The organism is Deltaproteobacteria bacterium (assembly GCA_016234845.1).
In the GTDB taxonomy this organism is placed as follows: Bacteria; Desulfobacterota; Deferrimicrobia; order Deferrimicrobiales; family Deferrimicrobiaceae; genus JACRNP01.
Genome location: JACRNP010000095.1, coordinates 1 through 8,545, shown reverse-complemented (window position 1 = coordinate 8,545; position 8,545 = coordinate 1). Strand labels below are relative to the sequence as shown.

Sequence of the window (8,545 nt, the reverse complement as noted above, 5' to 3'; positions counted from 1 at the left end):
CGCTCCTCCCCCAGGAACGTCTCGTCGGCGTCGGCGACCCGCATCGCGTCCGCCCCTTCCGCCCCCCCGTGGAACGAAACGACGACCAAGTCGTTCGCGCTCTTCAACTCCGCCACGATCTCCCGTGCCCGGTCGAGGTCCAGCAGCGGGTGAACATACCTCGTCCGGAGGGAGTAGGAGAAGCCGGCGACCGCCACCCGTTTCCCGGCGATCGTGAACCGCGCGACCCGCTCCCCGCCGACCGGCCGGATCCCCGATTCGTCGAGCACGGACAGGGTGTTGTCCAGCCCCTCCATCCCGAAGTCGAGCGAATGGTTGTTGGCGACGTTCATCGCCGTGAATCCCGCCGTCGAAAGAAGCCGGACGTAGCGCGGCGGGGTGCGGAAGGCGAAGCAGGGGCGTCCGTTGCGGCGCGGATTGGGACACTTGGGCGATTTTTCCACGTCGGTCAGCGGCCCCTCGAGGTTGCCGAAGACGACGTCGTGCCCGGAGAGGAGCGGTCGAACCGCCCGGAACAGCGTCGCCCCGTCCTCCGGCGGCAGGATCTCCTCCGGGAAGGTGGTACCCATCATCACGTCGCCCACGGCGGCGATCCGGATGACCGCCCGCGCGTCTCCCGCCATCCCGTTGTCCTCCGCCCGTCCCGGGCGCGCCGGCATGCGGTCCATCCTCTAATGAGGACGCTCACGGGGGGGCAATGACGGAAAACGGCACGCGGGCCGGGTGGGCCGGGGAGCCCATCCCGGAACGCGACATCGTGGACGGGTTCGACCGGCTGATCTCCGCGAACCGGCTCTTCGGCGCGGAGTTGAACCCGTCTGTCCTGAAGAAGAGCGGCAAGGGGTCTCCGTTCCTCATCCGCAAGCCGCCGCCCGCCCACCGCATGATTTCCCTCTGGCGGGACCTCTTCGCCCACCGCGTCTCCCCCGGAGATCTCCTTGGCTTCCTTTCCCCCGAGGTGCACGGGTTCACGCACTCCGAGGGGCTCCTGCTGTTCGGGAGCGGGCGGCTCCTGTACGATTGCCAGATCACGCGCGGGGAGGAAGCGGTCGGCCACATGACCCTCGCCCTGTACCGCGAGCGGGACCGGGTCGTGCGGTGGCTCCCGTTCCCGACGCGTCCGGGCCGGAGGGTGGTCTACATCGAGGGGATCGCCCTCACCGCGCAGAGCACCGGGTACGCCTCCTCCCTCTTCCGACTCTACGAACGCCTCTTCCACGACCTCGGTTTCCACCTCTTCCGCCTGAAGGCGTCCCTTTCGGTGGGGAAATATTACTGGGCGAAGGAGGGGTTCGACTGCACCGACCGCGAGCGGTTCCAGGAGATGCGGGACCGGCTCCTCGCACTGGTCCGCGACCTGGGCCTCCCGGTGGAGGAGCAGGAGGTGCGGCGGCTCACCCACATGACCGACGTCGCCGCCTTCCGGCGGGACCTGATGATCCCCCTCTGGCGGAACCGGGAAGGGTACTACACCTTACGCCGGGACGACACGCACACCGACCTGTTCCATTTCCCCCTCGGGAAGGCGTTCCTCCTGTGCGCGGACCCGTGGGACGGCCACAAGGTGATCTACACGGACACGCCGAGGCGCACCGGGTTCGTCGGGTCGGATGCGTACCTTTCGCACGGGACGCCGGCCGGCCACCCCGAGGGGCCGAAACGGCTTTCGATGCTGGGCGAGGCGATCCGCCGGGAGGGGATGCTCGAAAGCCTGATCCTCCTGGAACCGTACACCCCCGGGATGGAGGCGCTCCACGCCGTCCACGACCCGGCGTACCTCGAGTCGTTCCGGGGTGCGGTCGAGCGGGGCGACCGGTACTTCGCCACCCAGGACTGCGCGATCGGCGCCGGGAGCTACGACGCCGCGCTGCTGGCGGCCGGCGGGGTGATGGCGGGGATCGACGCCGTGTTCACCGACCGGGCCGACAACGTCTTCTGCGCCGTGCGGCCGCCGGGGCACCACGCGGGACGCGACTCGGCGATGGGGTTCTGCTTCGTGAACAACGTGGCCGTCGGGGCCGCCTACGCCCGCTCCGCCTACGGGATCTCCCGGATCTGCATCGTCGACTGGGACGTCCACCACGGCAACGGGACCCAGGATCTGTTCGCGGAGGACCCGGAGACGCTCTTCGTCAGCATCCATGAACACCCTTCATTCTGCTACCCGGGAACCGGCCGCCGGATGGAGAAGGGGAAGGGAGCGGGGGTGGGGGCGACGCTCAACGTCCCGCTGGTGCCGCACGCGGGGGACCGGGAGCTGATCGAGGAGTTCGATCGCGAGGTCGTGCCCGCCGTGGAGGCGTTCTGGCCGGAGCTGATCCTTCTGTCCGCCGGCTTCGATGCGCACAGGGACGACCCCGTGGCGGACCTGGAGTGCACCGAGGAAGGGTACGTCCACATGACGCGGGCGCTCCTTGCGATCGCGGACCGGCACTGCCAGGGGCGGGTGGTCTCGGTGCTGGAAGGCGGATACCGGGGCGACACGCTCGTCTCGTCCGCGCTCGCCCACATCCGGACCCTGCAGGGGAGGCAATAAAAGGAAAGGCCCCTCGGGGAGGGGCCTTTCCGTGCCGCGAAAGCCGGGAAAAGGGAATCCGGATCAGGCTCCCTTGAATTCCGGCTTCTTGGAGATGAAGACCAGGACGATGCCCGCGACGCACGCGACCGAGATGTAGTACATCGCGTTCGTGAAGGCGCCCGTCGACGACTTGATCGCGTCGATCATGAAGGGGCCGCACACGCCTGCGACGCCCCACGCCGTGAACAGGTAACCGTAGTTCGCGCCCAGCGACTTCGTGCCGAAGTAGTCGGCCGTGATCGAGGGCATGATGGCCAGGTATCCGCCGTAGGAGAACCCCACGATGCAGATTCCGACGAGCCACTTGGTGAACGTGTCGGCGTTCGGGAGCAGCAGCAGGAACGCCACGAGGTATTCGCAGAAGCACAGGATGACGGTGTTCTTCCGGCCCAGCTTGTCGGAGATCGACCCGTGGACCAGCCGGCCGAGGCCGTTCAGAAGCGCCATCGTGCCGAGACCGCCCGCCGCGACCGCCTTGTCGAGCTTGGCCACTTCCAGCCCGATGGGAACGGCCTGCCCGATGATCATGAGGCCCGCCGCCGCGCCGAACAGGTAGATGAGCCAGAGGACGTAGAACTGGCCGTTCCCGATGATCTCGTTCGGGGTCCAGTCGGCCTTGGTGACCGTGGCGGCCGCCGCCGCCGGAGGATTCCAGCCGGCCGGCTTGTAGCCGGCGGGCGGGACCTTGAACATGGAGCCCGCGCCGCAGACGCACACGAGCATGATCGCCCCGACCGCGAAGAACGTCTGGGACAACCCCATGCTGCTGATGAGCTTGTTGATCAGCGGCCCGAAGACCAGGGTGCCGGCGCCGAAGCCGAACACCGCGAGGCCGGTGATGGTCCCTCTCATGTCGGGGAACCACTTGATGCAGGTGGCGATCGGGGTCACGTAGGCGAACCCGACGCCCAGGCCGCCGAGGATGCCGTACGCGAAGACCATCCCGCCGACCGTCTGGCCGATCGCGCCGGCCAGGATGCAACCCGCGGCCAGAAGAACGCCGCCGACGATGGCGACCTTCCTCGGGCCAGCCTTGTCCTGCCACCGCCCGGCGACGATCATCCCCACCGCGAAGAAGAAGAACGACGCCATCAGCGGGTAGCCCGCCTCCTTGACCGTCCAGCCGAACTGTTTCATCAGCGGTGCGCGGAACACCGACCAGGCGTACAGAACGCCAAGGCACAGCTGGAGCACCAACGCCGCGGCAACCATCAACCACCGGTTCGTCAACTTCTCCTCTGCCATTCTGTTTCCCCCTCCTTCCGGTTTATCTCGTGTTGACCCTTGCTCCCTGATACTCCATCAACCCAACGGTCCCCTTGCGTTGTCGATACGTACCGGGTCCACCTCCTTTCGGGGATAGCGGTTTTACTCTGTAAAATATGATTTCCCTATTTTGTACCCCAACCGGAAAACGGGTGTCAAGCGATTTTCTAAACGCAGTTTTATTGTCGATTTCACGGGAGGTTGCAAACCCGCTGTTCGGAAATCCCTTCCCGGCGGGAATCGGCGGGGGCTTGCCGCGCCATCTCAGGGTGTAGGGAAACCGGCACGGAAGGAGGATCCCGATGACACCCTTTCACGAGATACGGACCGTACCCCGGATCCGGGCCATCGGCATCAGCGGGAACCTGTCGCTCTGGGGGGTGGACTCGGCGCTCACCCGGCTCTACGACAAGGCGATGGAGTGGAGGCTGATGTTCCGCCAGCCCGCTCTGGGCCTGCGCGAAGGCGCGATCCGGATCCCCGACGCGTTCCACTCGGAGTACCGGGTCCTCTTTCCCCTGAACGAGGACCCCGACCGGGAGGTCCCGGGCACGGAGATCGTCGATCTTCCGGAGACGGTGGTCGCCGTGTTCGTCCACCGGGGGCCGTACGAGTGGATCCAGTGCACGTATGAAAAAGTGTTAGACTGGCTCCGGGAGAACCGGTACGAGGCGATCGGGGAGACCCGCGAACTGTTTTTCGTCGCGCCCGAGCCGCATTCGGGGGGGAGCCAGGACGACATGCTGACCGAGATCCAGGTTCCCATCCGTGTCGCGGCCTGACGGGCGGCGCCGGAGGCACCGGGGAGCTTGAGCGACCGAGAGAAGATCTTCCTGACCCACCTGTCGTCCTGCGCCGGTTGAGCGTCGAAATTGGGGCAGGGGGTCCTTGCCCGGATACTGTCCGCCCTCCCGCCGCCCGACGATCCGCGGGTGCTGGTCGGAAGCAGCCACTCCGACGACGCCGGAGTGTTCCGGATGTCGGACGACCAGGCGCTGATCGCCACCCTCGACTTCTTCACCCCGATCGTGGACGACCCGTACACCTACGGCGAGGTGGCCGCCGCGAACTCCTTGAGCGACGTCTACGCGATGGGCGGGGAGCCGCTCTACGCCCTCGCGATCGCCGCCTTCCCCGACGACGCGAAGACGCTTCCGCTCCTGGCGGACGTGATGGCGGGAGCCGCGGCGAAGGCGAAGGAGGCCGGGATCTGCATCATCGGGGGGCACACGGTCAAGGACGACGTCCCCAAGTTCGGCCTCGCCGTGACGGGGAGGGTGCACCCCGACCGGGTCTGGCACAACCGGGGCGCGAAGCCGGGGGACGAAATCATACTCACGAAGCCGCTCGGGACCGGGGTGGCGACCACCGCGATCCGGTGGGGGGTCTGCCCGAAGGCGACGGAAGCGTCGGTGATCGCGTCGATGTCGCGTCTCAACGCCGGCGCCGCCAGGGCGGGGCGGGAGGTCGGCATCTCCACCGCCACCGACGTCACCGGGTTCGGCCTCACGGGCCACCTCCTCGAGGTGCTGGAAGGCAGCGGGCTGGTCGCCGAGATCCGGCACGCGGACATCCCGTTCTTCCCGGGCGTCCGGGAGCTTCTCAAGTGCCGGCGGATCGACGCCTTGACCGGCGCCAGGGGGTTTCCCGGGTCCGGATGGGTCCACCGCGCGTTCGGCCGGCCGCCGATCCCGGGAGGAGTGCGCGACACCGTCGCCCACCAGGCCGGCCGGGTCCGGTTCCCTCCCATGATTTCCACGGAGGAGGCGCTTCTGCTCGCCGACCCGCAGACCTCCGGGGGGCTCCTGATGTTCGTCCCCGCGGCTTCCGCCGATGCGCTGTGCGACGCGCTTCGGCGGGAAGGCGAGGGGGCGTGGAGGATCGGCCGGACGCACGCGGGGGGGGACCTCGATCTGCAGCGGTTGACGGTGATCTGACGTGAACGTCCTCCTGCCGGTCTTCCGGGGCCCCTCCTTCCGGGACGCCCTCACCCTGGCGGTCGACGTTGCGAAGTCGCACGGCGGGTCGATCCGGGTCCTCTCGATCGTGGACCGGGGGGAGATCCGGCGGATCGAGGAAGGCGCCCGGCCGGGGGCCTTCCACCTGGCCCGCCACGCGGCCGACGAGGTGGAGAAGCGGATGACGGCCGAGGGGACGGCGTCGGTCCGGGAGGCGACCCGGATCGTTGCGGACGCCGGGGTCCCGGCGAAGGGAGAGGTTCGGGAGGGGGAGCCGGAGCGGGAGCTCATCGCCGCGGCGGGCGGGTTCGACGTGCTGGTGTCGGCCGCGGCCTCCCACTTCGACCCGGACCAGGGCGACGCCCCGGGCCGGCTGGTCCTTTCGGTGATGCGGGACGGCGGGATCCCGGTCCTGCTCGCGTGCTCCCCGTTCCGGCCGGTGCGCACGGTGGTGCTGGGGTGCGGCGGCGGGCCCCGCACGGAGCGCGCCATCGGTGCGATGGCGCGCCTCTCCCTGTGGAAGTCCGTGTCCCGCGGAATCCTCCTCGCCGTCGACGACTCCCGCGCGGCGGGGGAGGCGCGTCTCTCCGGCCCGCGGGAGCTCCTGGCCGACGCGGGATATCCGGCGTGGGAGGAACGGGTGATCCCCGGTCCCCGGCTCGAGGCGTTCTCCGCGTTCTGCGAGGCGGAAGGCGCGGACGTCGTCGTCCTGGGCGGGTGGGGGGAGCACTGGTGGGACGACCTGCTGGGGCACTCGGTCACCGGCCGTCTCCTCGAGGAGGGCCGCCGTCACCTGTTCCTGTACATGTAGGGCGGCGGGTCGACCGTGACCGCCGCCGATCGGATCGCCATCGGCCTCTCCCTCCCGGTCTGGTCGGTTCTCCCGTTCGCCTGCCTTCTCCTTGCGATCGCCCTGTTTCCGCTGGTCGCGGCCGGTTTCTGGGCGCGCCACTACGGGAAGGTGTGCCTGGCGCTCGGCCTGCCGGTGGCGCTGTTCTTCCTCGTCCGCGCCCCGCGCGAGCTGCTCCACGCCGTCACGGAGTACGTCTCCTTCCTCGTGCTCCTGGGGAGCCTCTTCACCGTGTCGGGAGGGATCCTCCTGCGGGGGACGCTGCGCGCGACCCCGGGGATCAACTGCGCGGCCCTCGGCGCGGGCGCGTTGATGGCCAACGTCCTCGGGACCACCGGGGCCTCGATGCTCCTGATCCGGCCGCTGCTGCGGGCGAACGCCCACCGCCGGCGGGCGGCCCACGTGGTGGTCTTCTTCATCTTCATCGTCGCGAACGTCGGGGGGGCGCTGACGGCGATCGGCGACCCGCCGCTCTTCCTCGGGTACCTGCGGGGCGTCCCGTTCCTGTGGCCGCTGCGCGCTCTTTGGCCGCTGTGGCTATCCGCCTGCGGCCTGGTGATCGGGATCTTCTACATCGTCGACCGGCGCGCCCGTGCGCTCGAGGCGGTCGAGGCGGGCGCGACGGGGGAGCTCCGGGAGGAGCCGGCGGGGGGGGAGAGGGTCCCGGTGTCGGTGGACGGGAAGATCAACATCCTTCTGCTCGCGGCGGTGATCGGGGCGGTCTTCCTTCCGACCCCGTGGCGGGAGATCGGGATGGCGGCCGCCGCGGCCGTATCCGTCTGGAAAACCCCCGCGAAGATCCGGGAGGAGAACGAGTTCACGTACCACCCGATCGCGGAGGTGGCCATCCTGTTCGCCGGGATCTTCGCCACCATGATCCCCGCGCTGCTCATCCTGCAGGCCCGCGGCGGCGAGCTGGGCGTGACGTCCCCCGCGCAATTCTTCTGGGCGTCCGGGGCGCTCTCCTCCTTCCTGGACAACGCCCCCACGTACCTCACCTTCTTCAGCCTGGCGCAGGGGCTGGGAGGGGAGCGGCTGGTGGCGGGGGTCTCCCCGCCGGTCCTGCGGGCGATCAGCGCCGGCTCCGTCTTCATGGGGGCCAACACCTACATCGGCAACGCCCCCAACTTCATGGTGAAGGCGATCGCGGAGGAGGCGGGGGTCCGGATGCCGTCGTTCCTCGGCTACATGGCCTGGTCGTGCACCGTCCTCCTCCCCGTCTTCGCATTGATCACCCTCGTATTCTTCTAAGGTAATATAAGGGAAGACATTCGAGGAGGCGACCGATGGGGAAGCTGGCGTTGGGGACCGCGAAGGCGCTGACCGTGCGGTGCCTGTCCGAGCTGTCGTGGCACGACAACGCGCGGATGCGTCTGGACGTGCGCGAGGCGGGCGGGCTGTCGGCAGACCAGTTCGACGTGAAGTGGACGCCGGGGAACGCCGCCGGGGTGTCGGCGCTGGTCGAGGCCGTCGCGGGCGACGGCCGGCCGTGGAGGATCCTGATGGACGTCGGCTGGGACGTCGCGTACATGGACGCGGTGTTCCGCCGCGAGGGGGTGGACCGGCTCCTGGCCGGCGGGAAGATCGACTTCGTCTACGTGACCCACGAGCACGTGGACCATTTCTGGGGGATGCCCGCCGTCGTCAAATACCGCCCCGACGTGAAGCTGATGATCCCGTCCGGATTCTCCGCCCGGAGCCTGGAGCTGCTGAAACGGTCCGGCCACACGGGAACCGTGGAGGAGATGCCCCCCGGCGCGCACCTCCTGTTCCCCGGCTGCGCCTCCGTCGTCTTCGACCAGCCGATCTTCCTCAAGACCCGCGGGGAGCAGGTGCTCTACGTCAACGTCGAGGGGAAGGGGATCGTCACCATCACCGGCTGCTGCCACCCGG

8 protein-coding genes are annotated in these 8,545 nt (G+C 68.9%); 6 read left to right on the top strand and 2 right to left on the bottom strand.

Annotated features, from left to right (window positions below; translation table 11 throughout):
• On the bottom strand, positions 1–659 hold a 659-nt coding region (locus HZB86_07320), incomplete at its 3' end, for a CapA family protein (protein MBI5905348.1).
• Positions 660–1,435: 776 nt separating this feature from the next.
• On the opposite strand from HZB86_07320, the gene HZB86_07315 reads away from it, so the two are divergent.
• Entirely contained in the window at positions 1,436–2,536 is a 1,101-nt protein-coding gene (locus HZB86_07315; GenBank protein ID MBI5905347.1) for a histone deacetylase, read from the top strand.
• A 63-nt stretch (positions 2,537–2,599) separates the two neighbouring features.
• Here HZB86_07315 and HZB86_07310 read toward each other — a convergent pair whose 3' ends face one another.
• The gene (locus HZB86_07310; GenBank protein MBI5905346.1) at positions 2,600–3,823 is read right to left on the bottom strand and encodes an OFA family MFS transporter; all 1,224 of its coding nucleotides are present in this window, start codon (positions 3,821–3,823) and stop codon (positions 2,600–2,602) included.
• 323 nt (positions 3,824–4,146) lie between these two features.
• Between HZB86_07310 and HZB86_07305 the strand changes: the two genes are divergently transcribed.
• From HZB86_07305 to HZB86_07285, 5 genes are all read left to right on the top strand, one after another.
• Positions 4,147–4,626, top strand: a complete 480-nt coding sequence (locus HZB86_07305; GenBank protein MBI5905345.1) for a GyrI-like domain-containing protein — start codon at positions 4,147–4,149, stop codon at positions 4,624–4,626.
• Between the two features lie 27 nt (positions 4,627–4,653).
• Positions 4,654–5,781, top strand: coding sequence for a selenide, water dikinase SelD (gene selD, locus HZB86_07300; protein ID MBI5905344.1), 1,128 nt, complete (start codon positions 4,654–4,656; stop codon positions 5,779–5,781).
• Between the two features lies 1 nt (position 5,782).
• Complete coding sequence (locus tag HZB86_07295) at positions 5,783–6,613, top strand: universal stress protein (protein ID MBI5905343.1); 831 nt, start codon at positions 5,783–5,785, stop codon at positions 6,611–6,613.
• A gap of 33 nt (positions 6,614–6,646) precedes the next feature.
• Positions 6,647–7,903 (top strand): sodium:proton antiporter, encoded by a 1,257-nt coding sequence (locus tag HZB86_07290; protein ID MBI5905342.1) that lies wholly within the window; start codon positions 6,647–6,649, stop codon positions 7,901–7,903.
• Positions 7,904–7,938: 35 nt separating this feature from the next.
• On the top strand, positions 7,939–8,545 hold a 607-nt coding region (locus HZB86_07285), incomplete at its 3' end, for an MBL fold metallo-hydrolase (GenBank protein ID MBI5905341.1).